The sequence below is a fragment of the Solwaraspora sp. WMMA2101 genome, assembly GCF_049179175.1.
Classification (GTDB): Bacteria; Actinomycetota; Actinomycetes; order Mycobacteriales; family Micromonosporaceae; genus Micromonospora_E.
This window is the reverse complement of sequence record NZ_JBMHMA010000006.1, coordinates 6132174-6158494: the sequence shown is the minus strand read 5'-3', so window position 1 is coordinate 6158494 and position 26321 is coordinate 6132174. Positions and strand designations below refer to the sequence as shown.

The 26321-nt window shown below is 71.6% G+C and carries 21 protein-coding genes; 10 read left to right on the top strand and 11 right to left on the bottom strand.

The features are described from left to right. Positions 1-168: 168 nt before the first annotated feature. Complete coding sequence (locus tag ACN28F_RS29070) at positions 169-888, top strand: magnesium transporter MgtE N-terminal domain-containing protein (protein WP_289205634.1); 720 nt, start codon at positions 169-171, stop codon at positions 886-888. On the opposite strand, the gene ACN28F_RS29065 is transcribed toward ACN28F_RS29070, so the two are convergent. Continuing rightward, on the bottom strand, positions 885-2303 hold the full coding sequence (locus ACN28F_RS29065) for a jacalin-like lectin (RefSeq protein ID WP_289205633.1): 1419 nt from the start codon (positions 2301-2303) through the stop codon (positions 885-887). The genes ACN28F_RS29070 and ACN28F_RS29065 overlap by 4 nt on opposite strands. 158 nt (positions 2304-2461) lie before the next feature. Between ACN28F_RS29065 and ACN28F_RS29060 the strand changes: the two genes are divergently transcribed. Continuing rightward, the gene (locus tag ACN28F_RS29060) at positions 2462-5725 is read left to right on the top strand and encodes a penicillin acylase family protein (protein WP_289205632.1); all 3264 of its coding nucleotides are present in this window, start codon (positions 2462-2464) and stop codon (positions 5723-5725) included. Positions 5726-5790: 65 nt separating this feature from the next. On the opposite strand, the gene ACN28F_RS29055 is transcribed toward ACN28F_RS29060, so the two are convergent. The 8 genes from ACN28F_RS29055 to ACN28F_RS29020 all read right to left on the bottom strand — a co-directional run bounded on the left by ACN28F_RS29055 (position 5791) and on the right by ACN28F_RS29020 (position 12697). After that, positions 5791-6207: a metal-sulfur cluster assembly factor gene (locus tag ACN28F_RS29055; protein WP_421361557.1), complete on the bottom strand. Its 417-nt coding sequence runs from the start codon at positions 6205-6207 to the stop codon at positions 5791-5793. A gap of 14 nt (positions 6208-6221) precedes the next feature. Then, positions 6222-6680, bottom strand: a complete 459-nt coding sequence (gene sufU / locus ACN28F_RS29050; RefSeq protein WP_289205630.1) for a Fe-S cluster assembly sulfur transfer protein SufU — start codon at positions 6678-6680, stop codon at positions 6222-6224. Then, the gene (locus tag ACN28F_RS29045; protein ID WP_289205629.1) at positions 6680-7990 is read right to left on the bottom strand and encodes a cysteine desulfurase; all 1311 of its coding nucleotides are present in this window, start codon (positions 7988-7990) and stop codon (positions 6680-6682) included. Before ACN28F_RS29045 ends, sufU begins: the two co-directional genes overlap by 1 nt. 51 nt (positions 7991-8041) lie before the next feature. Beyond that, the gene (gene sufC, locus ACN28F_RS29040) at positions 8042-8815 is read right to left on the bottom strand and encodes a Fe-S cluster assembly ATPase SufC (RefSeq protein WP_289205628.1); all 774 of its coding nucleotides are present in this window, start codon (positions 8813-8815) and stop codon (positions 8042-8044) included. After that, complete coding sequence (locus ACN28F_RS29035) at positions 8812-9141, bottom strand: non-heme iron oxygenase ferredoxin subunit (RefSeq protein ID WP_282229693.1); 330 nt, start codon at positions 9139-9141, stop codon at positions 8812-8814. The genes sufC and ACN28F_RS29035 overlap by 4 nt, the downstream gene beginning before the upstream one ends. Before the next feature lie 11 nt (positions 9142-9152). After that, a complete protein-coding gene (gene sufD, locus ACN28F_RS29030) occupies positions 9153-10400 on the bottom strand; it encodes a Fe-S cluster assembly protein SufD (protein WP_289205627.1) in 1248 nt (415 codons plus the stop codon). A 72-nt stretch (positions 10401-10472) separates the two neighbouring features. Continuing rightward, positions 10473-11903 carry a Fe-S cluster assembly protein SufB gene (sufB, locus tag ACN28F_RS29025; protein ID WP_282226752.1) on the bottom strand — a complete coding sequence of 477 codons (1431 nt, stop codon included), beginning with the start codon at positions 11901-11903 and terminating at the stop codon, positions 10473-10475. Beyond that, the gene (locus ACN28F_RS29020) at positions 11900-12697 is read right to left on the bottom strand and encodes a helix-turn-helix transcriptional regulator (RefSeq protein ID WP_421360681.1); all 798 of its coding nucleotides are present in this window, start codon (positions 12695-12697) and stop codon (positions 11900-11902) included. The genes sufB and ACN28F_RS29020 overlap by 4 nt, the downstream gene beginning before the upstream one ends. Positions 12698-12913: 216 nt before the next feature. Between ACN28F_RS29020 and ACN28F_RS29015 the strand changes: the two genes are divergently transcribed. Both ACN28F_RS29015 and ACN28F_RS29010 read left to right on the top strand, forming a co-directional pair. Continuing rightward, positions 12914-13891 carry a COX15/CtaA family protein gene (locus ACN28F_RS29015; protein ID WP_421360680.1) on the top strand — a complete coding sequence of 326 codons (978 nt, stop codon included), beginning with the start codon at positions 12914-12916 and terminating at the stop codon, positions 13889-13891. A gap of 338 nt (positions 13892-14229) precedes the next feature. Then, entirely contained in the window at positions 14230-15741 is a 1512-nt protein-coding gene (locus ACN28F_RS29010; protein ID WP_289205625.1) for an APC family permease, read from the top strand. Between the two features lie 196 nt (positions 15742-15937). On the opposite strand, the gene ACN28F_RS29005 is transcribed toward ACN28F_RS29010, so the two are convergent. After that, a complete protein-coding gene (locus ACN28F_RS29005; RefSeq protein ID WP_282226749.1) occupies positions 15938-16270 on the bottom strand; it encodes a hypothetical protein in 333 nt (110 codons plus the stop codon). A 205-nt stretch (positions 16271-16475) separates the two neighbouring features. Further along, entirely contained in the window at positions 16476-17507 is a 1032-nt protein-coding gene (locus tag ACN28F_RS29000) for a heme o synthase (RefSeq protein WP_421360678.1), read from the bottom strand. A gap of 314 nt (positions 17508-17821) precedes the next feature. Between ACN28F_RS29000 and tkt the strand changes: the two genes are divergently transcribed. The 6 genes from tkt to pgl are packed head-to-tail and all read left to right on the top strand — an operon-like array spanning position 17822 to position 26136. After that, positions 17822-19957, top strand: coding sequence for a transketolase (tkt, locus tag ACN28F_RS28995; RefSeq protein ID WP_289205624.1), 2136 nt, complete (start codon positions 17822-17824; stop codon positions 19955-19957). 11 nt (positions 19958-19968) lie between these two features. Then, a complete protein-coding gene (gene tal, locus ACN28F_RS28990; protein ID WP_289205623.1) occupies positions 19969-21147 on the top strand; it encodes a transaldolase in 1179 nt (392 codons plus the stop codon). Beyond that, complete coding sequence (locus tag ACN28F_RS28985) at positions 21144-22793, top strand: glucose-6-phosphate isomerase (RefSeq protein WP_289205622.1); 1650 nt, start codon at positions 21144-21146, stop codon at positions 22791-22793. Before tal ends, ACN28F_RS28985 begins: the two co-directional genes overlap by 4 nt. A 33-nt stretch (positions 22794-22826) precedes the next feature. Then, positions 22827-24341 carry a glucose-6-phosphate dehydrogenase gene (gene zwf / locus ACN28F_RS28980; RefSeq protein WP_289205621.1) on the top strand — a complete coding sequence of 505 codons (1515 nt, stop codon included), beginning with the start codon at positions 22827-22829 and terminating at the stop codon, positions 24339-24341. Continuing rightward, a complete protein-coding gene (locus ACN28F_RS28975) occupies positions 24338-25366 on the top strand; it encodes a glucose-6-phosphate dehydrogenase assembly protein OpcA (RefSeq protein ID WP_289205620.1) in 1029 nt (342 codons plus the stop codon). Before zwf ends, ACN28F_RS28975 begins: the two co-directional genes overlap by 4 nt. Then, complete coding sequence (gene pgl, locus ACN28F_RS28970; protein WP_421360675.1) at positions 25363-26136, top strand: 6-phosphogluconolactonase; 774 nt, start codon at positions 25363-25365, stop codon at positions 26134-26136. The genes ACN28F_RS28975 and pgl overlap by 4 nt, the downstream gene beginning before the upstream one ends. The last annotated feature ends 185 nt before the right edge of the window (positions 26137-26321 follow it).

Below are 26321 nucleotides of genomic sequence, written 5' to 3'. Positions count from 1 at the left end.
CGAGACCACCGAAACCTGGCCGAACGCCGCACAACTCCGCCGACGGGTTGATGCGACGTGCTGGCCAGGGATGTTAGGCACATCAGGCGCGCGTAACGATTACCTGACTCCCTGGAGACGACACTCATGCTGCCCGGTGGGATGATGCCCATAACCCAGCTCATCGCGATGGTTCGCAGTACCTCACCGCGACAGGCCGTCGGGTTGCTGGCGGCGATGCCCGCCGACCGGATCCCGGTCGCGGTCGCGGAACTGACGACGTCCGACCTGATCCGGCTCCTCCCCGCCGCCAGCGACGACCTGCGGGCCAAGTTGATGAGGCTGCTGAGCACCGAGCAGCTGGGCGACTACGCGCGCAGCCTGCCGACCGCAGAAGCGGTGGCGGTGCTGAGCCGGCTCCCCGCCGAACAGGTCCGCGCGGTCGCCGACCGGTTGCCGCAGCCGACAATGGCCGCACTGCTCACCGCGCTCTCCACCGACCAGCAGAACGAACTGCTGTCGGTCATGCGTCCGCAGCAGGCTCAGGCTGCCTGGGCGGGTACCTACCAGCGGGAGGTCGCCGAGGCGCTGGCCCGGGCGAACGCCGAGGTGAGCATCCCCGCCGACGCTCTTCCCGGCATCGTGCTGGTGCAGTTGTTCGGCTGGCAGATCACGGTGGCGGCGCGCCGCGACGACGACGGGCGGATCGCCGTACGGGACGCCGAGGACGCCGCGTACCGGCTACGCGCCAACGCGGCGCTGGCAGTCACCGACTACCAGCCCGCGTCGGACGTGCTGGACTACTGCGACGAGGCCCGCAAACAGGGGCGGCCGATCAGTGCGGTCGGCTGGGTGGACAACCGGCACGACGGCTACCTCAAGCGGGCCCTGGTCAGTCTGGTCCACTAACGGGACGCCGGTGCCGGGGTCCAGATCATCCCGAGCCGGTCGACCTCGGTGCCGGCGCGGCCGTGGAAGCCGCCGATCTGCCAGCCGGCCGGGGCGACGTAGGTGACCGTGTCGCTGGTCGGCGTACCGGCGGCCAGCACCCGGCCCAGGTTGGTGACGAACCGCGCGGAGAAGACCCGGGTCCGGCCGTCGCGCTGGCCCCGGGTCAGGGTCGCCTGGGTGAGGTACTCCCCCGGGGCCAGGTCCAGGCTGGTCAGGTTCCCGCCGGCACCACCGTGGGTAAGGGTCGGCCCGTCGGACAGGGTCAGCGACACCTGGTCCAGCCTGGCTCCACCGCGTACGGCGATCCGGCCGACCTGGCCGCCGGGGCGGACCTGGTCCACGTCGGTGAACGGGGTGCCGTGCGGGCCGCCCCAGTCGTCGCTCATCCGCAGGTCGGCGGCGAGACTCCAGCGCAGGGTGGCGGCGATCGGGTAGTGGTCCGACAGCGGCCGGCCGGCGGGGTCGAGGAACGCGGCGTTGTCGTTGGCGTAGCTCACCAGGTCCAGATCGATGAGCCGGTTGCCCCGGTAGAGGATCTTGTCGACCACCTCGCAAGCGGAGGTGACCTGCGCCGGGTCGCAGACCAGGGCCGGGCTGCCGGCGGCCGGCGGTACACCGCCACGCTCGGCCTGGACCCAGGCGTCGGTGAGCCCGGCGGCGCTGGCGAGGTCGCGGATGTTGTCCCCGGCCCGGGTCCACCGGGTGTTGGTGTCACCGGCGACGACCACCGCGATGCCCGCTGAGTTGGCCAGGATGTACTCGGTCAGCTGGGTGATGTTGGCCCGGCGGGCGGCCAGGTCGGCGTCGGTGCTGCCGGCGTTGGGGTGGGCGTTGTAGAAGTCGATTCCGACGCCCTCGGCCAGTCGGATCCGGGTGCGGGTGAAGCCCTTCGGGGTGAGGCAGTCCGTGCCGTTGCAGGTGTTCCAGCGCACCCGGGTCAGGTCGGAGTACGGATGGTGCGACAGTGTGTTGAGGCCGTCCCCGAAGGGCACGCCGCCGCTCGTGGGCGTCCGGTGTGGATGGTTGTTGGCCGCGTACAGGTCGGCGTGGTAGTTGAAGTCCTCCTGGACGTGGACCACGTCGTAGGCGTCGATGCGCTGCCCGATCGGTCGGGTGTTGACGGCGGGGTTGCCGCTGGAGAGCCAGGCCGGCAGGCCGGCGACGTTGTAGGTCAGCACCGAGACGGTGCCCGTGACGGCCGGGTCGGCGGTCACGGCGACCGACGCCGGGTCGGCGGGGGTCGCCGTCGGGCCGGTGGCGGTGGCCGACGCGGCGGCGGGCATCGGTCCGGCGGCGAGTCCGCCGGTGATCGCGAGTGTCGCGACGAGGCCGCCGATGGTCCGGCGACGCCCCAGCGGTCGAGGTCTGCGCATCGGTTGTCCCTTCTGTTCAGTCTGGCAGGAAATGCCCGACAATAATCGAGCCAGCTAAATCTTCCGCACCGGCACGGCGCCTGGCTACCATCCAGTAACTGAATTTTTTTCACTTCTGGCCATCGGGGGTCAACCCCCGCCCACCGATGGAGGCGTACATGCCCCTGCGCACCGCAATCACCAGACCCGTGGTCGCCGTCCTGACCGCCGCCGCGCTCGGCGGTGGGACCCTCGCCGTACCGGCCACGGCCGCCGCGCCACCTGACACCCCAGCTCCGGTGACCACCCTCGACCAGTCCCCCGCCACCGCGTCCACCACCGTGGACCACTGCCTTGACGAGTGCGCCGACATCCTGCCGCCCGGGCAGAACGGCAACGCCACCCTCGTCGACATCCTCGGCCACCAGGCCTTCGGCACCTACCCGCCGCACGCCCGCGACCAGCTCGACCGCTACGCCAGACTGGTCTACGGCTACGCCGGCCTGGCCGACGAACAGATCGACACCTTCTTCACCGACGCGTCCTTCGGCGTACCCGTCGGACAGGTCGCCCGCAGCTACCAGCCCCGAGCCGACGTGACCGTCGTACGGGACAGGGCCACCGGCGTACCGCACGTCACCGGGACCACCCGGGCCGGCACCATGTACGGTGCCGGCTACGCCGGAGCCGAGGACCGGCTGTTCACCATGGACCTGCTGCGCCACGTCGGACGCGGCACTCTCACCTCGTTCGCCGGCGGCGCCCCGGGTAACCGGGAGCTGGAGCAGAGCCTGTGGCGCACCGCGCCGTACACCCAGGCCGACCTCGACGCGCAGGTCACCGCGCTGCGTCAGCGCGGCGACCGGGGCGAGCTGCTCTACCAGGACGTCACCGCCTACGTGGCCGGCGTCAACGCCTACATCCGCGACTGCATGGCCGCCCGCAACTGCCCCGGCGAGTACGTCCTCACCGGGCACCTCGACGCGATCACCAACGCCGGCGGGCCGAAGCCGTTCCAGCTGACCGACCTGATCGCCATCGCCGGGGTCATCGGCGGACTCTTCGGCGGCGGAGGCGGCACCGAGATGCAGTCCGCGCTGGTCCGGGTGGCCGCCCAGGCCCGCTACGGACCGGTCGTCGGTGACCAGGTATGGCAGGGGTTCCGCGCCGCCAACGACCCGGAGACGGTGCTGACCCTGCACGACGGGCAGAGCTTCCCGTACGGCGCCAGCCCGGCCGACGCCACCAGTGTGGTGCTGCCCGACGCCGGCACCGCGCGGGTCGAGCCGGTGGTCACCGACCCCACCGGCTCGGCCGTCCCGACGGCGGCAGCGGCCGACGACGGGCCAACCGCCGGTGCCGCCGCCCTCGCCGGGCTCACCATCGGCGCGGCCCCGCGTGGCATGTCCAACGCGGTCGTGATCGGCGCCGAGCACTCCGCCACCGGACACCCGATCGCGGTCTTCGGCCCGCAGACCGGCTACTTCGCCCCGCAACTGCTGATGGTCCAGGAGCTGCAGGGACCGGGGATCAGCGCCCGGGGTGTCGCGTTCGCCGGGCTCAACCTCTACGTCCTGCTCGGTCGGGGAGCCGACTACGCGTGGAGCGCCACCTCGTCCATCCACGACATCACCGACACGTACGCCGTACCGCTGTGCAACCCCGACGGTGCCGCCCCGACGCTGGCCAGCAACCACTACCGGTACCGGGGGCAGTGCCTGGCGATGGAGGAGCTGTCGCACGTCAACCGCTGGTCGCCCACGGTGGCCGACCCCACCCCGGCCGGGTCGTACCGGCTGGTCACCTGGCGGACCCGGCTCGGCCTGGTCGGCTGGCGGGCGCTGGTCGACGGCCAGCCGCACGCCTTCACCCAGCTGCGGTCCACCTACCGGCACGAGGCCGACTCGGCGATCGGGTTCCAGATGTTCAACGACCCGGCCGTGATGGGCACCGCGGCCGACTTCATCGACACCGCCGACAACGTCGAGTTCGCCTTCAACTGGTTCTACGTCAACTCGACCGAGTCCGCGACGTTCACCTCCGGACGCAACCCGGTCCGCGCCCCCGGTGCCGACCCGAACCTGCCGATGCGGGCCGATCCGGCGTACGAATGGCTCGACTACGACCCGGCCACCAACACCGCCCGGTACGCCCCGGCGTCGTCGAAGCCGCAGTCGATCGACCAGGACTACTACATCAGCTGGAACAACAAGCAGGCCAAGGACTTCGGTGCCGCCGACGGCAACTTCAGCTTCGGTGCCGTGCACCGGGGCGACCTGCTCGACGTACCGGTCCGGGCCGCCGTGGCGGCCGGACGCACGCTCGACCGCGCCGACGTGGTCGCCCTGGTGCAGCGGGCCGGACTGACCGACCTGCGCGGCGCCGAGGTGCTCGGCACCATCCTGCGGGTGCTCGACAGCCAGCCGGTCACCGATTCGGCGCTGGCCGACGCCATCGCGGCGCTACGGGCCTGGCACGCCGACGGCGCGCTGCGGGTGGAGACCACCGCCGGCAGCAAGGTCTACCGGCACGCCGAGGCGATCCGGGTGCTCGACGCATGGTGGCCGCTGCTGGTCCGGGCACAGTTCCGGCCCGGACTCGGCGACGGGCTCTACCGGTCGCTGATCGACGCTCTGATGATCAACGAGTCGCCGTCCGGGCAGCAACGCGGCGACGTCTCCCAACTGCCCACGTCGGCCAACTCGGCGCAGACCCACAAGGGCTCGTCGTTCCAGTACGGCTGGTGGGGCTACGTCGACAAGGACCTGCGCGCCGTCCTCGGCGAACCGGTCGCGGCCGGCCTGGGCGACACCTTCTGCGGCGGCGGGTCACCGGCGGCGTGCCGGCAGGTGCTGCTGGACAGCCTGCGGGCGGCGCTGGCCGAACCGGCGACGACCACCTATCCGGGGGACGCGTACTGCGCGGCCGGCGACCAGTGGTGCGCCGACGCGATCGTGCACTCCCCACTGGGTGGCATCAACCAGGCGCTGATCGCCTGGCAGAACCGCCCCACCTACCAGCAGGTGGTGTCCTTCCCGGCCGGCCGGGGCGACGACGTGACCAACCTGGCCGCCGGCCGGCCGGTCAGCGCCAGCAGCAGCCAGCTGGGCAACCCGGTCGGCCGGGCGGTCGACGGCCACCGGGGCACCCGGTGGGCCAGCGACTGGTCCGACGACCAGTGGCTCCGCGTCGACCTGGGCGGTGCCCGCCCGGTCGGCCGGGCGGTGCTGCACTGGGAGGCGGCCTACGGCCGGGCGTACCGGATCGAGGTCTCCGACGACGGCACCGCCTGGCGGACCGTCTGGTCCACCACCGTCGGTGACGGCGGCACCGACGTCGCCGCCTTCCCGGTGACCACGGCCCGGTACCTGCGGCTGGTCGGCGTCACCCGGGGCAGCCAGTACGGCTACTCGCTCTACGAACTCGAGGTGTACGGCAGGTAGCAGACGCGACGGCGGGGTGGGCGGTCCGGCCAGGACCGCCCACCCCGCCGTCGCGTGTCGTCGGGTCAGACGTTGAACCCGAGGGCCCGCAGCTGGTCCCGGCCCTCGTCGGTGATCTTGTCCGGCCCCCACGGCGGCAGCCAGACCCAGTTGATCCGGATGTCGGAGACCAGGCCACCGCCCGGTCCGGTGGTCAACGCCTGGCGGGCCTGATCCTCGATGACGTCGGTCAGCGGGCACGCCGCGCTGGTCAACGTCATGTCGATGGTCGCGACGTTGTCGTCGTCGACGTGCAGGCCGTACACCAGGCCGAGGTCGACGACGTTGATGCCGAGCTCCGGGTCGACGACGTCCTTCATCGCCTCCTCGATGTCGGCCAGTGCCGGCCGACCGGCCGGGGTGGCCCCGGCCGCCGTACCGGCACCGTTAGACGTACCGGCGGCAGCATCGGTCGACTCCGCCACCGGCGTCGCCTCGGTCATGGTCTCTTCGGCACTCATAGCGTCACCTCCGGGCTCGCGCCCACACCGGCGCGTGCCGCGGCGTCCTTGAACGCCATCCACGGCAGCAGCGCACACTTCACCCGGGCCGGGTAGCGCGCCACTCCGGCGAACGCCACCCCGTCACCCAGCACATCCTCGTCCGGCTCGACCTGGCCACGGCCGGACACCAGTTCGACGAAGGCGCCGTGCACCGCGAACGCCTCGTCGGCCGACCGTCCGTCGACCAACTCGTACAGCACGCTGGCCGACGCCTGGCTGATCGAGCAGCCCTGGCCGTCGTGGGACACCCCGAGCCGGTCGTCGTCGCCCAGACTCACCCGTACGGTGATCTCGTCGCCGCAGGTCGGGTTGACGTGGTGCGCCTCCGCCGCGTAGGGCTCCCGCAGGCCACGCCCCTGTGGACGCTTGTAGTGGTCCAGGATGATCTCCTGGTACAGCTGGTCGAGCTCCATCAGTCGAAGACCTTCCGCGCCTGTTCCAGTCCGCGCACCAGCGCGTCCACCTCGCCGGTCGTGGTGTAGAGGTAGAACGACGCCCGGGTGGTCGCCGGGACGCCGTAGCGGACGCAGACCGGACGGGCGCAGTGGTGGCCGACCCGGACCTGCACGCCCTGGGCGTCGAGGATCTGCCCCACGTCGTGCGGGTGGATCCCGTCCAGCGCGAACGACACCGTACCGCCGCGCCCGGCAGGTGTCGGCGGGCCGACGATCCGCAGACCCGGCACGGTGGCCAGGGCATCCAGGGCGTACGCGGTGACCTGCTCCTCGTGCGCGGCGACCGCAGGCATGCCCAGTGCGGTGAGGTAGTCGACAGCGGCGCCGAGGCCGACCGCCTGGGCGATCGGCGGCGTCCCGGCCTCGAACCGGGCCGGCGCCGGGGCGAACGTGGAACCACTCATCGACACCGTCTCGATCATCGAGCCGCCGCCGAGTACCGGTGGCATCACGTCGAGCAGCGCCGCCCGGCCCCACAGCACCCCGATCCCGGTCGGACCGCACATCTTGTGCCCGGTGAAGGCGATGAAGTCGGCGTCCAGCGCCGCCACGTCCACCGGCCGGTGCGGCACCGACTGGGAGCAGTCCAGCAGCAGCAGGGCGCCGACCTCGCGGACCCGGCGGGTGATGGCGGTCAGGTCGTTGACCGTGCCGAGGATGTTCGACATGTGTACCAGGGAGACCAGTTTGGTCCGCTCGGTGATCAGCCCGGTCAGGTCCGACTCGTCGAGTCGGCCGTCGGAGGTGAGCCCGAACCAGCGCAGCGTGGCGCCGGTACGTTCGCACAGCAGCTGCCAGGGGACGATGTTCGAGTGGTGCTCCATCTCGGAGATCACCACCTCGTCACCGGGGCCGAGCCGCAACCGGGGGTCGGCGCCGGCACCAGCGCCGGTCGAGGCGTTGGCGAAGGCGTACGCGACGAGGTTGATCGCCTCGGTGGAGTTCTTGGTGAAGACCACCTCGTCCGGGCTGGCCGCGCCGATGAACGCGGCCAGCTTGGCCCGGGCACCCTCGTACGCCTCGGTCGACTCGGTGCCCAGGGTGTGCACCGACCGGGCGACGTTGGCGTTGTGCTGCTGGTAGTAGTCGGACAGCGCGTCGAGCACCTGGCGGGGTTTCTGGGAGGTGTTGGCGCTGTCCAGATACACCAGCGGGTGGCCGTTGACCTGCCGGCCGAGGATCGGGAAGTCCGCCCGGACCGCATCGACGTCCAACATGGATGGACCGTCGGGGGCCGGCGTGTCCCGGGGGATGGCTATGGTGCTCATCGGCTCGACGCCGCCCTTCTGCACGGATCGTGAGGTGGTCCCGGCGCCCGGTCAGGCCGCAGCCGTGCCGGCACCCGCGACGTACCGCTCGTAGCCTTCGGCTTCCAGCTTCTCCGCCAGCTCCGGGCCGCCCTCCTCGACGATCCGACCGCCGACGAAGACGTGCACGAAGTCCGGCTTGATGTAACGCAGGATCCGGGTGTAGTGGGTGATCAGCAGCAGACCGGTCTGGCCCGCGTCCCGTACCCGGTTGACCCCCTCGCTGACCACCCGCAGCGCGTCGATGTCGAGCCCGGAGTCGGTCTCGTCGAGGATGGCCATCTTCGGCTTGAGCAGCTCCAGCTGCACGATCTCGTGCCGCTTCTTCTCACCGCCGGAGAAGCCCTCGTTGACGTTGCGCTGGGCGAACGCCGGGTCCATCTGCAGCCGCTCCATGGCACCGCGCAGCTCACCGGCCCAGGTGCGCAGCTTCGGCGCCGTGCCGTCGACCGCGGTCTTGGCGGTACGCAGGAAGTTCGCCACCGACACCCCGGGCACCTCGACCGGGTACTGCATGGCGAGGAACAGCCCGACGCGGGCCCGCTCGTCGACCGACATGGCGAGCACGTCTTCGCCGTCGAGCAGCACCTCACCGCCGGTGATCTCGTACTTGGGGTGGCCGGCGATCGAGTACGCCAGCGTCGACTTGCCGGAGCCGTTCGGGCCCATGATGGCGTGCGTCTCCCCCGACCGGATGGTCAACGTCACCCCGGCCAGGATCGGCTTGAGCTCGCCTTCCGGCAGCTTGACCGACACCTGCAGGTCGCGGATCTCCAGAACGCTCATGGTACGGCTACTCCATTGCTCGGCGTCAGACTGACGTAGATGTCGCCGTCGCGGATCTCGACGGGAAAGACGGGGACGGGTTCAGTGGCGGGCAGGCCGGTGGGCTGCCCGGTCCGCAGGTCGAACCGGGAGCCGTGCAGCCAGCACTCCAGGGTGCAGCCGTCGACCTCGCCCTCGGAGAGGGCGACCGCGGCGTGCGAACACTGGTCGTGCACCGCGTGGAAGGCACCCTCGTCGGTGTGCACGACGGCGACCGGTACGCCGTCGATGTCGGCGCTGACCGCCGATCCGGACGGGATCTCGGCGGTGGCGCAGACCCGGATCAGGTCGGACATGGTCAGCGGATCTCCTCGGCGACCACCCCGGGCTGGCCCGGTACGGTCGGTGCCACACCGGCACCGGTCACGGTCGGGGCGCCGGTGGTCTCGGCACCGGCTTCGACGGCCGATTCGGCGCGCACGAGTCGCTGCTCGATGGCGTCGCCGAGCCGGTCACGCAGCTCGGCGACCGGGATCTTGTTGACCAGCTCGGTGAAGAAGCCCCGGACCACCAGTTTGCGGGCCTCGGCCTCCGGGATGCCCCGGGCCATCAGGTAGAATAGCTGCTCGTCGTCGAACCGGCCGGTGGCGCTGGCGTGCCCGGCCCCGGCCACCTCACCGGTCTCGATCTCCAGGTTGGGCACCGAGTCGGCGCGCGCGCCGTCGGTCAGCAGCAGGTTCCGGTTGATCTCGTACGTGTCGGTGCCGGTCGCCTCGGCCCGGATCAACACGTCGCCGACCCAGACGGTGTGTGCGCTGGCGCCCTGCAGCGCCCCCCGGTAGCCGACGTTGCTACGGCAGTCGGGCACCGTGTGGTCCACCAGCTGCCGGTGCTCCAGGTGCTGACCGGCGTCGGCGAAGTAGAGGCCGAACAGTTCGGCGTCGCCACCCCGGCCGGTGTACTCGACGCTGGTGAACTGCCGGACCAGGTCCCCGCCGAGGGTCACCTGGACGTGGACGACCCGGGCGTCGCGGCCGAGCCGGAACTTCACGTGCTGCGCCTGCACCGCGTCGGACGCCCAGTCCGCGACGGTGACCAGGGTCAGCGCGGCACCGTCTCCGACGATCACCTCGACGTTGTCTGCCAGCGTGGTCGCGCCGACCTGCTCGAGGACCAGGGTCGCCTCGGCGAACCGGCCGACGTCGACCAGGGTGTGGCCGTACGCGATCGCGTCCGTGCCGTCGCCGCTGACCGTGATCACCGCGGCCTGTGTCGGGGTGGCCTCGGGGGCCACCTCGACCAGCAGCGCGTCGGCGGCCAGCCCGTAGGCGAGCGCGCTGATCCGGTCGATCGGGGTCAGCACGCTGCCGATCCGGGGATCGGACCGGTCGACGCGGCGCGCCGTCACCCCGGCGGGCAGGTCGGCGTACCGGTGGGTGAGCGACCCGGTGGCCGCCGGGGTCCCGGTGGCGAGCCCGCGCAACCGCTTGAGCGGGGTGAACCGCCACTCCTCCTCCAGGCCGGTGATGGCCGGGAAGTCGGCGACGTCGTGTGAGCGCAGCGCCTGGGACTTGGTCTTCGGCGGCGCGGAGGCCTGAATAGTCATCTCTTCCTGTTCTCGGCGGTTTCTCGACGGCCGGTGCACACCGGCGACGGGTACGGGCAGGGTCGGGCCAGGTCAGCCGACCGCACCCTCCATCTGCAGCTCGATGAGGCGGTTGAGCTCCAGGGCGTACTCCATGGGGAGTTCCTTGGCGATCGGCTCGATGAAGCCACGCACGATCATGGCCATCGCCTCGTCCTCGCTCAGGCCCCGGCTCATCAGGTAGAACAGCTGGTCCTCGCTGACCTTGGAGACGGTCGCCTCGTGCCCCATGGCCACGTCGTCCTCACGGATGTCGACGTACGGGTAGGTGTCCGACCGGGAGATCGCGTCGACCAGCAGGGCGTCGCACTTGACCGTGGACCGGCTGTGCTGCGAACCCTCCAGGACCTGGACCAGGCCACGGTAGGAGGTGCGTCCGCCGCCCCGGGCGATGGACTTGGAGACGATCGTCGAGGAGGTGTGCGGGGCCGCGTGCACCATCTTCGCGCCGGCGTCCTGGTGCTGCCCCTCGCCGGCCATCGCCACCGAGAGCACCTCGCCCTTGGCGTGGGCACCGGTCATGTAGACCGCCGGGTACTTCATGGTGACCTTGGAACCGATGTTGCCGTCGATCCACTCCATGGTGGCGCCTTCGTGGCAGACGGCCCGCTTGGTGACCAGGTTGTAGACGTTGTTGGACCAGTTCTGGATGGTCGTGTAACGGCAGCGGGCGTTCTTCTTCACGATGATCTCGACCACGGCGGAGTGCAGCGAGTCGGAGGAGTAGATCGGCGCGGTGCAGCCCTCGACGTAGTGCACGTAGGCACCCTCGTCGACGATGATCAGCGTCCGCTCGAACTGGCCCATGTTCTCGGTGTTGATCCGGAAGTAGGCCTGCAGCGGGATCTCGACGTGCACGCCCTTCGGCACGTAGATGAACGATCCGCCGGACCAGACCGAGGTGTTCAGCGCGGCGAACTTGTTGTCACCCACCGGGATGACGGTGCCGAAGTACTCCTTGAAGAGGTCCTCGTGCTCCTTGAGGGCGGTGTCGGTGTCGAGGAAGACGACCCCCTGCTCCTCCAGGTCCTCCCGGATCTTGTGGTAGACCACCTCGGACTCGTACTGGGCGGCGACGCCGGCGATCAGCCGCTGCTTCTCGGCCTCCGGGATGCCCAGCTTGTCGTAGGTGTTCTTGATCTCCTCCGGCAGTTCCTCCCAGCTGGTGGCCTGCTTCTCGGTGGAGCGCACGAAGTACTTGATGTTGTCGAAGTCGATTCCGGTCAGGTCGGCGCCCCAGGCCGGCATCGGCTTGCGGCCGAACAGCCGCAGGCCCTTGAGCCGCAGGTCGAGCATCCACTGCGGTTCGCTCTTCTTGGCGGAGATGTCGCGCACGACCGCCTCGTTGAGCCCTCGCGTGGCGGCGGCACCGGCCACGTCGCGGTCGGCCCAGCCGTACTCGTACCGGCCGAGGGCCGCGAGGTGCTCCTCCTGGGAGATGGGCGCGACGGTCTGCTCGGTCATCTATCTGTCCTCACAGTGCTGGTGACGTGGTTGGTCGGTGGATCGGTCGGGTGCGTGCCACGGGTCGCGGCGACACCGGTCGAGGTGGCCTCCGCCCGGCGTGGGTCCGGAATGTGCGTGGTGCACACTCCGTCACCGTGGGCGATGGTGGCCAGGCGTTGCACGTGGGTGCCGATGAGGCGCGAGATCACTGCGGTCTCGGCCTCGCACAGCTGGGGGAACTCGGCCGCCACGTGCGCCACGGGGCAGTGGTGCTGACACAACTGCCCCCCGGACGCGATCGTGGACGCGTTGGCAGCGTAGCCCTCCGCGCTGAGCGCCTCGGCGAGTGCCTCGGCGCGGGCCAGCGGATCGTCACCTGCCTGGTCGATGGCCGCCCGGCAGCGGGCCTCCAGCCCTGCCACCTGGGCGGCGGCGAACTCCTCCACGGCGGCGTCGCCGCCGTGGCCGGCGATCCAGCGCAGTGCGGCGGCGGCCATGCTGTCGTAGCGGTAGCGCCCGTGGCGCGAGCGCGCGGTGTCAGTGAGCCGGAAGACCTTCGCCGGGCGGCCCCGACGACGGTCGCTGCGGGCCGGAGCGTCGCGGGCCACCACGTCGCCGTCGGCGAGCATGGCGTCCAGGTGCCGGCGGATCGCCGCCGGGCTCAGGCCCAGCTCCGCACCGAGCTGCGCGGCGGTGGCCGCACCTCGCTCCAGCAGCAGGGTGACCAGCCGGTCACGGGTACGCCCGTCCGGGCCGGCGACGACCGCACCGGTCGTCGACCCGCCCACCGGCAGACCCACCCTGTTTTTCACTACGCCAACGTTACGTATTTCCGGGGGCACCCGCAAACAGGCTGCCGGTGATCCACCGCACCGCCACCGGAAGTGACCGGACGGCGGATGCCGGCGACCACGCCCGCCCCGGGCGTGTCCCGCAGGCGGCGACGGGCCGCGCGGGTGCCGACCCGGCCAGGTCACCGCACGCACCGCACCGCTGTGGCGTCGGCCACATGCGTACGATTGCGTACCGTGACCGACTCCCGCCGGCAGTTCGCCTCACCCGTCCTGGTACGCAGGCTCAGCCTCGCCTCGTTGATCGCCAACGTGGCGATCGTGGTGACCGGCGGTGGGGTGCGGCTCACCGGCTCCGGGCTCGGCTGCCCGACCTGGCCCCGCTGCACCGAGGACTCGTACGTCACCACCCCCGAGATGGGCATCCTCGGCGTCATCGAGTTCGGCAACCGGGTGCTCGGCATCCTGGTCGGCCTGATCGCGCTCGCCACCCTGGTCGCGGTGCTGGTGGACCGGCCCCGACGGCCGGACCTGCGCGGGCCGGCGCTCGGCGTGCTGGGACTGGTGATCCTGCAGGGCGTGATCGGCGGGATCAGTGTCCGGGTGCAGCTCAACCCGTGGGTCGTCGCACTGCACTTCATGCTGTCGACGGTGGCGCTGGCGGTGGCGTACACCCTCTGGCGACGGGCCCGCGACGGTGGCCGCACCGACGCCGACACCGTGCCCCGGCCACTACGTCACCTCGCCTTCGCGATCGTCACGGTGAGCTTCGCGGTCCTGGTGCTCGGCACCGTGGTGACCGGCAGCGGTCCACACGCCGGCGACGCCGACGCCGGGCGCACCGGGCTGGACCCGCAGGCCATGTCGCAGCTGCACGCCGACTCGGTGGCGCTGCTGGTCGGGCTCTCGATCGCCTGGTGGTTCGCCCTGCGCGCGATCGGCGCCGGCCGCCCGGCGGTACGCGCGGCGGTGGTCCTGATCGTCGTCGAGCTGGCCCAGGGGCTGATCGGTGTGGTGCAGTACCTCACCAACCTGCCGGTGGCGCTGGTCAGCGCCCACATGCTCGGGGCCTGCCTGGTCTGGCTGGCCACCCTGGCGGCGCTCTGGTCGACCCGTGGGCGGGCCGCGCAGGCCGGTGGGGCCGCGGAGACGACGCCGGGAGCTGCCGCAGCCGCCGACCACGACGCCCGCCCGCTGGCCGCAGCGAGGCCGTGACCGACCACCAGGCCGCCATAGGGCCGTGACCGGCCACCACGACGCCGGGCCTGGATCGGTCTGAAGACGGCTGAATACCGCTGACCTCTCCTCATAGCGGAAAGTACCGGTAAGGCTACGCAGGTGCCGGAGCATCGCCGCCGGCACGACGATCCGGGTGCGGCAGCCGAGGTTCCCCCGTGCCGTGGCTGCCGCGCCCCTGGTTCGCGCGAGGGTGGCCGGACCGCGGGACGATCCGCACCCGCCGGTCCGCCCGCTCTGCTCGCGCGGCGAGCCACGGAGCAACCTCCGCCTTCCGCGCGCCCTCCCCGACGCCGATCCTCCCTCGGAGTTCCCGCGTGTCCCAATTACGTTCCCGTCAACCGGGCACCGTCGCCGCCACGCTGGCCCGGTCCCGGCTCGGAGTACCCCAGGTGCTCTTCTTCGTTCTCGCCGCCGCCGCGCCGCTGACCGTGGTCGCCGGCGGCGCCAGCACCGGCTTCGCGGTCACCGGCACCACGGCGGTGCCCATGGCGTACCTGCTCATCGCGGTGGTCATGGCCATCTTCGCGGTGGGCTACGTGGCGATGAGCCGCCACGTGGTCAACGCCGGCGCGATGTACAGCTACGTCGCGCACGGACTCGGCCGCGTCCCCGGCATCGCGGCCGCGTTCGTCGCGCTGGTCGCTTACAACGCGATGCAGATCGGTCTGTACGGAGCGTTCGGCGTGGTCGCCGCCGAGGTGGCCGCCGTCGCCACCGGTGCCGCCGTGCCGTGGTGGGCCGGTGCCCTCGCCGGTTGGCTCCTGGTCGCCGTACTGGGTCTGGCCCGGGTCGACCTCAACGGGCGGCTGCTGGCCGGCCTGCTGCTGGCCGAGCTCGCGGTCATCGTCGGGTACGGCCTGGTGATGGTCGCTCACCCCGCTGACGGCGTGGTCGACACCCAGACACTCGCCCCCGGGCAACTGCTCACGCCCGGAGTGGCGGCGATGCTGGTCGGCGGGATCGCCGGCTTCGTCGGCATCGAGGCGAGCACCGTCTTCGCCGAGGAGACCCGTGACCCACGCCGGACGGTGGCCCGGGCGACGTACCTGGCGGTGGCGATCACCGGTGCCTGCTACGCCGGCTCGGCGTGGGCCATGTCGGTCGCCGCCGGCGCGGACGCGGTCGTCGACCAGGCTCGCCAGCACGGCACCGAGCTGATGTTCGTCCTGGTGGGCCCGCATGTCGGACAGGCTGTCGTCGACGCCGGCCGGTTGCTCTTCCTGACCAGTCTGTTCGCCGCGCTGCTCGCGTTCCACAACACCGTCGCCCGGTACCTGTTCGCGCTCGGCCGCGAGCGGGTGCTGCCGGCCGCCCTCGGTCGGACGAACCGCCGTACCGGTGCCCCCAAACTGGGCTCGCTCACCCAGAGCGGGCTGGCCCTGGTGGTGATCGTCGCCTACCCGCTCGCCGGACTGGATCCGATCACCCACCTGTTCTTCTGGTTGACCGTCACCGGCGGGTTGGGGGTGCTGATCCTGATGACCGCCACCTCGGTGGCGGTGATCGGCTACTTCCTCGGGCACCCGCGCGGCGAGTCGGCCTGGCGACGCTGGTGGGCCCCGGGCACGGCCACCGTGGTCCTGGGGTTGATCCTGATCGGTACGGTGACGAGCTTCGGGGACCTGCTCGGCCTCCCGGACACGTCGCCGCTGCGGTGGTGGTTCCCCGCCGGGTACGCCCTGGCGGCGCTGGCCGGCACCGGGTGGGCGATGTGGCTGCGGGCCCACCGGCCGCAGGCGTTCCAGGCGATCGGCTGGGGTGCCGACAGCGCCACCACGGCCGTCCCGGTGTCGCTGCCGCCGGCCCGGTTGCCGACGAGCGTCTAGCGCCGCCGACACGGCGGGACACGAGCGCGGTCCACCCGCCCGACACGGCGGGACACGAGCGCGGCCCGGGCCGATGGCCCGGGCCGCGCTCTTCTCGTCATTCTCCGGTCGCGTTCGGCGGGTGCTCGCCAGTCACGCTCCCGGTCGTCGGTCGTTGTGCAGGACGGTACGTACGGCCATCAGCCCTCGGCGGCGGTCAGCGGGCGAGGCTGCGCTTGGCCATCGACCGCCACAGGTCGTTGCTCGGGCGCATCTGGTCCATCAGCTCCCGCTCCCACTCGTTCTCCACCTCGACCCCCGCCTTGAGGCAGGCGGCGCGGGCCACGTCGGTGCCGTCGGCGAAGTGGTCACCCCACTCGCCGTCCCCACCTACCAGCACGATCCGTGCGCCACGCTTGCCGACGTACTCGATGACCGCCTTCGCACCGCCGTGGCCGGCGGCGAAGGAGCGGATGCCGGCGACCAGGCCGGAGGGCGCGTCCGTAGGGACGGACTCGGTCGCCAGCGTCGTATCGGAACCATCTGCCATAGCGGAAGCGTAAGCAGAGCGAACCGGTTTCGCCGATCGGATGTCGGCTTTTTGTGACTCCAATTACCCGCATGTTTAGAAACTCGCACCGACAGTTGATGGTGATTTATTCCATCAAACAGGACAAACGGCGAGCAGCAAAGAGGACGAAAAGCGACAAAGGCTCTGGAGGACGCCGCCGGGCCGATCTTGGGCGAGGGCTCGGTCAGACCAGCGCGTCCAACGCCACCGCGACGAACAGGACGGTCAGGTACGTGGTCGACCAGTGGAACAGCCGCATCGGCCGCAGCGGCTCGCCACGTACCGAGCGCCGCTGCAGCCGGTGTGCCTCCAGCAGGAAGATCGCGCCGACCACGGCCGCTGGCACCGCGTAGAGCAGCGACATGCCCAGCGGCCAGATCACCAACGACGAGGCCACCGTCAACCAGGTGAACAGGATGATCTCGGTGTTGACCCGCCGGGCCGAGGCGACCACCGGCAGCATCGGGATACCGGCCCGGGCGTAGTCCGCCTTGTACTTGATGGCCAACGCGTAGAAATGCGGCAGTTGCCAGAAGAAGACCACGGCGAACAGGCCCCACGCCACCGGGGACAGCCCGCCGGTCACGGCGGCCCAGCCGATCAGCACCGGTGCCGCCCCGCAGGCACCACCCCAGAAGGTGTTCTGCGGCGTGCTGCGCTTGAGCCACATGGTGTAGACCAGGTCGTAGTAGACGATCGCGGCCAACGTCAGACCGGCCGCGAGCCAGTTGGTGAAGACCGCCATCAGCGTCACCGACACCACGGCGAGGGCCAGCCCGAACGCCAGCGCGTGCCGAGGGGTGACCACGTGCGTCGGCAACGGCCGACGCTTGGTCCGCCGCATCAACTGGTCGATGTCACGGTCGATGAAGCAGTTCAGCGCGTTCGCCGCGCCGGCGGCCAACGAACCGCCGATCAGCACCACCGCGACGAGCCACAGCGGCGGCATGCCACCGGCGGCGATCATCATCGTCGGCACGGTCGTGACCAGCAGCAGCTCGACGATCCGCGGCTTGGTCAACGAGACGTACGCCCGGAGGACCGCCAACAGGTCCCGGCCACCGGTGACGGGCACCGCGGCGGCTGAAGCGTCCACCCCGGTCGCCGCGTCCACCCCGGCTACCGGCTGGACCCCGCGCACCCGGTCCAGTTCGGCGCTGGTGGTGGACGTGCCCCGCGCCCGGTCGTAGGCGGGGCGCTCGGTGACCATGCTCACGGGCTGCACCTTCCGGCGTCGGCGCGGGTGACCTTCCAACTGGCGCCCGACCTACCGGCCGACGCACGTCCGACAGCCTACGCGCAGGTATTTTCCCTGCCCGGCCGACCCATGACCGGTGCCCGTCGTCACATCGGGCAGCCGTTCTACCGGGCACGACACGTATCCCCCGGCAGTCGACCGACGGCCGCGCCGACGGCCGACGACCCTCGGTGACCATCCGGTTGTCGAGATCGGCGGGCGCACGTTCAACCCTGCTCGATAGGGTCGTGACGAGGGTTCCGCCTACCTGCTGGACGAGGAGCACACCCACCGTGGCTGCAACACCGAACGATGCCCCCCTGAACTGGTCCGACCTCGACCGCCGCGCGGTCGACACCGCCCGGCTGCTGGCCGCCGACGCCGTGGAGAAATCCGGCAACGGCCACCCCGGCACCGCGATGAGCCTCGCCCCTGCGGCGTACCTGCTGTTCAACCGGGTGATGCGGCACGACCCGAGCGACCCGGACTGGGCCGGCCGGGACCGGTTCGTGCTCTCCGCCGGGCACTCCAGCCTGACCCTGTACATCCAGCTCTACTTCTCCGGGTACGGGCTGAGCCTGGACGACCTCAAGGCGTTGCGGCAGTGGGGCTCGCTGACCCCGGGGCACCCGGAGCACGGTCACACCCGAGGCGTCGAGACCACCACCGGGCCACTCGGCCAGGGCCTGGCCAACGGCGTCGGGATGGCGATGGCGGCCCGCCGCGAGCGCGGCCTGCTCGACCCGGACGCCGCTGCCGGCGAGTCGGTCTTCGACCACAACATCTGGGTGATCGCCTCCGACGGTGACATCGAGGAGGGCATCACCCACGAGGCCAGCGCGCTGGCCGGGCACCAGAAGCTCGGCAACCTGACCGTCATCTACGACGACAACCAGATCTCCATCGAGGACGACACCCGCATCGCGCTCAGCGAAGACGTCGCCGCCCGGTACGCCGCGTACGGCTGGCACGTGCAGACCGTCGACTGGCGGGCCGGTACCGCCGGTGACGGCGAGTACCACGAGGACGTCGAGGCGCTGTACGCCGCGCTGACCGCCGCCCGCGCCGAGACCGACCGGCCGTCGTTCATCGCGCTGCGGACCATCATCGGCTGGCCGGCACCGAAGAAGCGCAACACCGGCAAGATCCACGGCTCGGCGCTCGGCGCCGACGAGGTCGCCGCCACCAAGGAGCTCCTCGGCTTCGACCCGGCCCAGCACTTCGCCGTCGACGACAAGGTGCTCACCCACATCCGCGAGGTCCTCGACCGTGGCCGGCAGGCACACGCGAAGTGGACCGAGGCGTACAACGCCTGGGCGCAGGCCAACCCCGAGCGCAAGACGCTGCACGACCGGCTCGCCACCCGTACCCTGCCCGGCGGCTGGACCGACGCGCTGCCGGACTGGCCGGCGGACCCCAAGGGGGTCGCCACCCGGGCCGCCTCCGGCAAGGTGCTCAGCGCCCTCGCCGCCGAACTGCCCGAGCTGTGGGGCGGCTCGGCCGACCTGGCGGAGAGCAACAACACCACGATGAAAGGCGAGCCGTCGTTCGTCCCGGCCGAGTACGCCACCAAGGAGTTCCCCGGCCACGAGTACGGCCGCACCCTGCACTTCGGCATCCGCGAGCACGCCATGGGCGCGATCCTCAACGGCATCGCGCTGCACGGCGGCACCCGCCCGTACGGCGGCACGTTCCTGGTGTTCAGCGACTACATGCGCCCGGCCGTACGGCTGGCCGCGCTGATGAAGCTGCCGGTGATCTACGTCTGGACGCACGACTCGATCGGTCTCGGCGAGGACGGCCCCACCCACCAGCCGATCGAGCACCTCTCGGCGCTGCGCGCCATCCCCGGCCTGGACGTGGTCCGTCCGGCCGACGCCAACGAGACCGCCTGGGCGTGGCGGGTCGCCCTCGAACACACCGACCGGCCGACCGCACTGGCATTGACCCGCCAGGCGGTGCCGGTGATCGACCGGGACGTCTACGCCTCCGCCGAAGGGGTCCGCAAGGGCGGCTACGTACTGGCCGAGGCCGGCAACGCCCAGCCGCAGGTGATCCTGATGGGCTCCGGCTCGGAGGTGCAGCTGCTGCTCGCCGCCCGGGAGCGGCTCGAAGCCGAGGGGACCGCCACCCGGGTCGTCTCGATGCCCTGCCAGGAGTGGTTCGCCGAGCAGGACGAGGCGTACCGCGAATCGGTGCTGCCGCGCGGGGTCAAGGCCCGGGTCAGCGTCGAGGCCGGCATCGGCATGTCCTGGCGCGGCCTGGTCGGCGACTGTGGCGAATCGGTCAGCATTGAACACTACGGGGCCAGCGCTCCGTACCAGGTGCTGTTCGAGCAGTTCGGCTTCACCGCCGACGCCGTGGTCGCGGCGGCGCACGCGTCGCTGACCCGGGTCGGCGCCATCACCGGCACCACCACCGGAAACTGAGGAGGCTCCAGATGACGGACCGATTGGGCGAGCTCACCGCCGCAGGCGTGGCGGTCTGGCTCGACGACCTGTCCCGGCAACGGCTCAGCACCGGCAACCTGGACCAGCTGCGCCGCGAGAAGCACGTCGCCGGCGTGACCACCAACCCGACCATCTTCGCCGCCGCGCTGGCCAACGCCGACGAGTACAACTGGCAGCTGCGTGACCTGGCCGCCCGGGGCGTCAGCGTCGACGAGGCGGTCCGGATGCTCACCACCTACGACGTGCGCTGGGGCTGCGACGTGATGCGCCCGGCGTACGAGACCAGCGGCGGCGTCGACGGCCGGGTGTCGATCGAGGTCGACCCCCGGCTGGCGTACCGCACCGCCGAGACCGTCGCCGAGGCCAAGGCGCTGTGGTGGCTGGTCGACCGGCCGAACCTGTTCATCAAGATCCCGGCGACCGAGGCCGGGCTGCCGGCGATCACCGCCACCCTGGCCGAGGGGATCAGCGTCAACGTCACGCTGATCTTCTCGCTGGACCGCTACGTCGCGGTGATGGAGGCGTTCCTCGACGGGCTGGAGCAGGCCAAGGCCAACGGCCACGACCTGACCACCATCGGCTCGGTCGCGTCGTTCTTCATCTCCCGGGTGGACTCCGAGGTCGACAAGCGGCTCGACAAGATCGGCAGCGAGCAGGCCAAGGCACTCAAGGGCAAGGCCGCCATCGCCAACGCCCAGCTGGCCTACGAGCGGTACGCCGAGATCTTCTCCTCGCCGCGCTGGCAGGCCCTGGCCGACGCCGGGGCCCACCCGCAGCGCCCGCTGTGGGCCTCCACCTCGACGAAGAACCCCGCCTACCGCGACGTCATCTACGTCGAGGAGCTGATCGCCCCCGGCACGGTCAACACGATGCCGGAGTCGGTGGTGCACGCCTACGCCGACCACGGCGAGACCCGCGGTGACACGGTCACCGGCTCGTACCCGGCGGCCCGGCAGGTCCTCGACGACCTGACCACCGTCGGCGTCGACCTCGACGACGTGGTCAAGGTCCTGGAGTCCGAGGGCGTGCAGAAGTTCGAGGCGAGCTGGCAGGAGCTGCTCGACGGGGTGCGTTCGTCGCTGGACGCGGCGGCCGCCGGTGCCGGGGAGCCCAACGCGGCGGCGAAGGACAACGCGGCCGCCGCCAAGCGGGCCGGAGGCAACGCATGAGCGACTTCTTCGACGGCGGGGTGGAGGCCGCCGCCGGGCTGAGCGTGTACGGCGCCGAGGCGGTCGACGCCTCGGCCGCCTCGTCCACCCGGGGCGCGCTGGTCGCCGACGGCGTACCCGCCTCGCTGGTCGGCAAGGACTCCAGCCTGTGGGGTCCCGACGCCGAAGCCGAAGCGAAGATCCGGCTCGGCTGGCTGGACACCTTCACCCGCAGCCGCGACCTGCTGCCGCAGCTCGCCGAGCTGCGGGCCGAGCTGGGCGACCTGGACCACGTGGTCCTCGCCGGGATGGGTGGTTCATCGCTGGCCCCCGAGGTGATCTCCTGCACCATGGGCAAGCCGGTGACGGTGCTGGACACCACCGACCCGCACCAGGTGCGGGCGGCGCTCGGCGACCGGCTGGACCGTACGGTCGTGGTGGTCGCCAGCAAGTCCGGCGGCACGGTGGAGACCGACAGCCACCGCCGGGCGTACTGGCAGGCGTTCCTCGACGCCGGGCTGAGCGAGGCCGAGGCCGGCCGACGGTTCGTGATCGTCACCGACCCCGGCTCGCCGCTGGCCAGCATCGCCGAGGAGATGGGCGCGTTCGTGGTGCTCGCCGACCCGGAGGTCGGCGGACGCTACTCGGCGCTGACCGCGTTCGGTCTGGTGCCGTCGGCGCTGGCCGGCGTCGACGTGGTCGAACTGCTCGACCAGGCGCAGGAGCTGTCCGCTGCGCTCGGCGGCGACCGCGACAACCCGGGGCTGGCGCTCGGCGCCGCCCTGGGCGCGGCGGCCACCACCGGCCGGGACAAGATCGCGCTGATCTCCGACGGCACCGGCATCGAAGGGCTCGGCGACTGGATCGAGCAGCTGGTCGCCGAGTCGACCGGCAAGGACGGCATCGGCATCCTGCCGGTGGTCGTCGAGGCCCCGGACTCCCCCGGTGCTGCCGGCCCGGACGTGCTGACCGTCACCTACGGCGGGTCGGGCCAGCCCGGCGGAGTGCCCGGCGGCGGGGTCCGGCCCGACCTGGCGGTCAACGGCCCGCTCGGCGCGCAGTTCCTGGTCTGGGAGTACGCCACCGCGATCGCCGGCCGGGTGCTCGGCATCGACCCGTTCAACCAGCCGAACGTGACCGAGTCGAAGGAGAACACCAACCGGATCCTGTCGGCCGGTCCACCGACCGAGGCGCCGTCGTTCGTCGAGGGCGCGATCGAGGTGTACGGGTCCGACGGCGTACCGGGTGAGCTGGCCGGTGCGCTGCGCTGGTTGCTCGACGGCATCGGCACCGACGGCTACCTCGCGGTGATGGCGTACCTGGACCGGTTCGGCGACGCCGACACCGCCGGGGTACGCCCGCTGCTGGCCGCTGCCAGCGGCCGACCGGTCACCTTCGGCTGGGGGCCCCGGTTCCTGCACTCCACCGGGCAGTACCACAAGGGCGGGCCGCAGGTCGGCGCGTTCCTGCAGATCACCGGCGCGGTCACCGACGACCTGCCGGTGCCGGGTCGGCCGTACAGCTTCGGTGAGCTGCAGGCGGCGCAGGCCGCCGGCGACCGTCAGGCCCTGGCCGGCCGGGACCGGCCGCTGCTGCGGCTGCACCTGACCGATCGGGCCGCCGGCGTCGCCCAACTCCTGGACACGATTCGAAACCTGCCCGGCTGACAATTGGTCCGGAGAACGGACTGAGGAGGCGACGTGAACCCCCTGCGCGACCCGCAGGACCGGCGGCTGCCGCGCATCCCGGAGCCCTGCGCTCTGGTGATCTTCGGCGTCACCGGTGATCTGGCCCGCAAGAAACTGCTCCCCGGCATCTACGACCTGGCCAACCGAGGGCTGCTGCCACCCGGTTTCGTGGTGCTCGGGTTCGCCCGGCGGGACTGGACCGACGGCGACTTCGAGTCGTTGGCGCACGACTCGGCCAAGGAGTACGCACGTACCCCCTGGCGCGAGGAGGTCTGGTCCCGACTGGCCGGCAACATCAAGTTCGTCGGCGGCTCGTTCGACGACGACGCCGCGTTCGACAAGCTGTCGGACTGCCTGGACGGGTTGCGCCACTCGCACGGCATCCACGGCAACGCGGCGTTCTACTTCTCCATCCCGCCGTCGGCGTTCCCGCAGGTGCTCAAGCAGTTGGCGCGTACCGGCATGGCCGACAACGAGCGGTGCGGCGGCTGGCGCCGGGTGGTGGTGGAGAAGCCGTTCGGCTACGACCTGCCGTCGGCGAAGGCGCTCAACGACCTGGTCGACGACGTCTTCACCCGCGACGACGTGTTCCGCATCGACCACTACCTGGGCAAGGAGACCGTCCAGAACATCATGGCGCTGCGGTTCGCGAACAACCTGTTCGAGCCGCTGTGGAACTCCAAGTACGTCGACTCGGTGCAGATCACCATGGCCGAGGACGTCGGCATCGGCAGCCGCGCCGGGTTCTACGACGCCACCGGTGCGGCCCGTGACGTGGTGCAGAACCACCTGCTGCAACTGCTCGCCCTGGTCACCATGGAGGAGCCGACCAGCTTCGACGCCGCCGAGATCCGGGCCGAGAAGCTGAAGGTGCTGCGGGCGATCAGCCTGCCCGACGACGTCGCGGCCGGCACCGTCCGGGGGCAGTACCTGCGCGGCTGGGTGGCCGGTCAGCGGGCGGGCGGCTACCTGGAGGAGCCGAACGTGCCGGCCGACTCGACCACCGAGACGTACGTGGCGATGCGGCTGGGCATCCAGAACCGCCGGTGGGCCGGGGTGCCGTTCTACCTGCGTGCCGGAAAGCGGTTGCCCCGACGGGTGACCGAGGTGGCGGTGATGTTCAAGACGGCACCGCACCTGCCGTTCAACCGCACCGACGTGGAGATGCTCAGCAGCAACCAGCTGGTCATCCGGGTGCAGCCGGACGAAGGCGTGGTGCTCAAGTTCGGCGCCAAGGTGCCGGGCACCACAATGGAGGTCCGCGACATCGCCATGGACTTCCAGTACGGCGAGGCGTTCACCGAGGCCAGCCCGGAGGCGTACGAGCGGTTGGTACTCGACGTGCTGATCGGTGACCGCACGCTCTTCCCGGACGCCGCCGAGGTGGAGCAGAGCTGGCGGGTCATCGACCCCCTCGAAGAAGCCTGGCAGGGCACCCGGCCGGAGCAGTACCGGGCCGGCGAGTGGGGCCCCCGGGCCGCCGACGAGATGCTGGCCCGCGAGGGCCGGTCCTGGAGGAGAGCATGATCAGCCTGTGGGACACCACCGGCAACGAGGTGGTCAAGGCCCTGGCCGCCGAACGGCGCAGCGCCGGCGGCGTGGCCAGCGGGATGGCCCTGACACTGATCGTCGTGGTCGACGAGAAGCGGGTACGTGAGGCGGAGGCGGCGGCCACCATCGCCGCCGCCGCCCACCCGTGCCGGCTGCTCGTGGTGGTCCGCGCCGACATCGACCGCAAACGCAGCCGGCTCGACGCCGAAGTGGTCGTCGGTGGCCGGCTCGGCCCCTGCGAGGCAGTCGTCATGCGGACCTCCGGCCGGCTGGCGCTGCACGCCGAGTCGGTGGTGATGCCCCTGCTGGTGCCGGACGTACCGGTGGTGACCTGGTGGCACGGCGAGCCGCCGGAGCAGATCGCCAACGACTACCTCGGGGTGGTCGCCGACCGGCGGATCACCGACTCGGCGCAGGCCCCGAACCCGGTGCAGGCGCTGCTGCAGCGGGCGGTCGACTACGCACCGGGCGACACCGACCTGGCCTGGACCCGGATCACCCCGTGGCGCACCCTGGTCGCCGGGGCGTTCGACACCACCGAGGCGCAGATCACCGGCGCCACGGTGACCGCGCCCCGGGCCGACCCGACCGCCGCGCTGATGATCAGCTGGCTGGCGGCCCGGCTCGGCATCACCCCCCGGTGGGAGGAGACCACGGCGCATCCCCGGATGCGTTCGGTGGAGCTGCGCTGCGCCAACGGCGACGGGCTGAGCATCGTTCGCGAGGACAGTTCGGCGCTGTTCACCCGCACCGGTCAGCCGGAGCGGCACATGCCGCTGGTACGCCGGCCGTTGGGTGAGGAACTCGCCGAGGAGCTGCGGCGACTCGACGCCGACCAGGTCTACTCGGAGGCGCTGGGCACCCTCGCCGGGTTGGCGGATCTGCCGGCCCGGCCCGCCAAGCGGGTGCACATCTGGAAGGACCCGGCGAAGGCCACGGAGTCGGCCGCCGGCGCACCGCCGGCGGATGTCGCGGCCGAACCGGCACGGAGCGGCTCGTGAGTGGCTCCCGACTCGTGGTCCACCCGGACGCCACCGTGCTGGCCAGCGCGGTGGCGTCCCGGCTCGTCGTCGCACTGATCGACGCCCAGGCCGACCGGGGCGAGGCGTCGGTGGTGCTCACCGGCGGGCGGGTCGCGGCGGCCGTGCTGCGCGCCGTCGGCGAACTGCCGGCCCGGCACGCGGTCGACTGGTCCCGGGTGGACCTGTGGTGGGGCGACGAACGGTTCCTGCCGGCCGGCGACCCGGACCGCAACGAGACCCAGGCCCGCGCGGCGCTGCTCGACGTACTGCCGCTGGACCCGCAGCGGGTGCACGCGATGCCGGCGTCGGACGGCCCCGACGGTGACGACCCGGAGGCCGCCGCCGCCCGGTACGCCGCCGTCCTCGACCGGGTCGCCGCCGGCCCGGGTACGGCCCCGCTGCCCCGTTTCGACGTGCTGATGCTCGGCGTCGGTGAGGACGGGCACGTCGCCTCGGTCTTCCCAGACCATCCGGTCACCGGCGAAACCCGCCCGGTGGCGGCGGTCCGCAACAGCCCGAAGCCGCCGCCGACCCGGATCACGTTGACCCTGCCGACGATCAACACCGCCGACGAGGTGTGGCTGGTCGCGGCCGGCGCGGACAAGGCGACGGCGGTCGCCAAGGCGTACGGCGGCGCCGACGCCGTCGCGGTCCCGGCGTCCGGGGTACGCGGCGTGCGGCGCACCTGGTGGCTGCTCGACCAGGCGGCCGCCGCCGAGGTCGCCACGGCAGCGGACCAGGACGGCTGACAGCTCGCGGACGGGTTCCGCAGCGCGGAGCGACGGATTCCGCCGGCGCAGAGCACCGCTTCGACAGGCGTACAGACCCGGGTGTTTCCCGGTCTGTACGCCTGTTGCCTGTCTGGGCTTCACCTGATGGACGTACCCGGCGGCGAACATCGCCCGAGGATCACCCGGGCCAGGTTCCGTACGAC